Below are 2,774 nucleotides of genomic sequence, written 5' to 3'. Positions count from 1 at the left end.
TGTATAAGATTCCTCACAGTCCAAAATTCCATCATTATCATCATCCAAATCACAAGCATTGCCTATAGTGTCTCCATCGGAATCCACAAATAAATTACTTGCAGGATTACATGGATTACATTCTGTAGATTTTATTGCTGTATTTTGTGAACTTCCAATAGTTTGTCCTGTTCCTGCAATAGTTGGGACTCCCAATGTAGCAGCTGTACTTCCTACGGTATTGCCTAAATTTAAAACAACAGGTAGGTTGTATGTGCCACTCGTAGCTCCCGAATTTCCTCCAGGCATAGATGAAGTCACTAAATTGCTATTTGCAAGACCAGCACCTCCTTCCAAAGCATCAGGACAACCATCGTTGTCAGAGTCTAAATCCAATGTATTAGGAATACCATCGTTGTCCGTATCTAATGTACACGTACAATTTAATGTTCCGGGACCATCTATCACCGCGCCTTGAGCATTATTAGACTGAATACCGGAAAGTCTAATGACCACATCACTTTGGGTAGCCGTCCACGTAAATACCTTTGACAACCACTCATCTGGCTTAGTAGCAATACTAGGTGGTGAAAGCACCGTTGTGCTGTATAATAATGTACCAGAAAGTGTATATACTTGAAAAGTTATACCCATTCCCGTTTGTCCAGTGGTAAAATAATTATCTTTTGTATAGCTTAAAGGCAAAGAGTACGTTTTACCTACTTTCAAACCATAGACCGCTTGTAAGAAACCTTCGGTCAAACTTGAGTTTGAACTTACCCATACAGCTCTGCCTCCATAAGGCGATACTGATCCAATAACCTCCATATTTTCGACACCATCTCCATAAGGTCCTGGAATACCCACATCCGCGCTAAAATCTATTCCACCGTCCCAAGCACAGTTACGTCTGTACCATTTCGTATTTGTGCTATAAGTTAAACACGGCATAATAGACAAACCTGTTTTTAATGTAGAATAATCATCAAAGCTTAGATTATTTAACGGAAACACATCATTTACTATACCATCTACTGTAGCTGCCTTACAAGAAGTTGAACCACCTGCACATTCAGCGGTATCCAAAATCCCGTCGTTATCGTCATCTAAATCATCCACATCAGCTATGCCGTCCCCGTCCGAATCTGGGAAGTTCAAAACAGTTGCGGAGCTACACGCCACGTAAGTGGATTTTGCGGCATTAGGGTAATAAAGAGAAATGTAGTTTGGAATACTACTATCCACAGAAGTTTCTAATGAATTCAAAAAACCGTTACTCCCGACAGTTCCTGACAAAGGAATCGATGTACCTGGCGGTACCGCTCCAGCTTCAATACCATCATTACAACCATCTCCATCCGAATCCAAATCTTGGAAGTTTGCTATTCCATCCTTATCAAAATCTTCAGAGCAACCCGTTTTTGGGTGCAATGAAGGAACATAGTCTTTCGTCACTAATTCAACATCTAGCATCCGGTTAAAACCCGCAGTGCCTGATACCCCTTGTATTCTGAATTTTGTAAAAATACCGTTGGGGTTTAATGTGTTCACAAACGTCTCTATTCCGTTGACCACCGTTGCCTGTTTGGGGGTTGATAATGGTATCCACGACGAACCATTCCAGCCTTCTAATTGTGCTGTACTTCCGGCAGTAAGCATGGACCAAGCTGACATCGATATATTCACTTCCGCTATTTTGGCCGGTGCACTCATCACTAAGCCAATAATCGTTTGACCAACAACGGTTAGCCCCGACGATGTCATTTGAGTAAACGTTGAGCTAGAACCTGTCCCAGTGTCTCCATCTTCTGCGTCAATGGCTTTACTTACGGAGTAAGTAGTAGCATTATACGACATGGTAGTACCTGTACCATCCAAGGTAAACACTTGTTCTACTTCATATTCACTATAAAAACACGTAACGGCTTCTACTGCATCGAGAACTCCGTCATTATCATCATCAATATCCAAGCTGTTTATGATACCATCTCCATCATAATCATCACTAGGACCAAATTGCGCCTTTAAAGAACTAAACAAAAAAAGCATTACCAATAAAGGTAACTTGCTTAATCGTTGGTAAGGGAATAAATTTTTTGACTTCATTTTTTTACTTTTTAATATTAAACCAGGAGTTTAATTTTTTGATAATAGATTTCTAACTCTTAATTCTGCACTTTTATAAATTTTATACTTTTTGTGAAATTCCACAAAATTGAAAAACCGACCCAATAATTCTATTTTTGGACAATACCATTAAAAAATAAATTTAATGGCTTTACATCTCTATAAGGCAATTCTGTAATAATTTTGATAAATATTTCGTTTTCTATATTCTAGTATAGTCCAAGAAGTATTCCATTTAAATTTTAATTCTAATTCCAAATTAATTCGCTTTACTTGAATAGAACACATACAATAAAAAACAAAAACCAACTTCCATCCTCATGATTAATTTCATTAATAAATAAACTACCGAATATGAATTTTTTTCTTGAAATAAAAATTTAAATATTATTACTCTTATCACATATGAAACTACTAAAAATGTAGTTAAATTTTCAACATATTGAAATCACCTCTATTGCTTGTTAAAAATTCGACAAGCAAATATCTAATAAATACTAATAGTTACTTTTAACCATAAATATAATATATATATATAAATTTACACAACATATAAAACAAATATAAAACATTATTATCATAAAAATAGTAAAAATATTTTAAATTTATGATTAATTTCTCATTTTAAAATTTTGACCATTATAATATTGAAGGGTTTAAAAAAAATA

General features: G+C 35.7%; 1 protein-coding gene. It reads right to left on the bottom strand.

The genetic code is table 11. From position 1 onward, the window contains the following. The coding region (locus AC4AGG_RS15975; protein WP_489773017.1) for a thrombospondin type 3 repeat-containing protein at positions 1-2,085 on the bottom strand (2,085 nt) is incomplete at its 3' end. Positions 2,086-2,774 lie beyond the last annotated feature (689 nt).

It is taken from the genome of Chryseobacterium sp. CG10_8, assembly GCF_058117085.1.
Note: the sequence above shows the minus strand (reverse complement) of the source record. Positions and strands in the feature narration are given on the sequence as shown.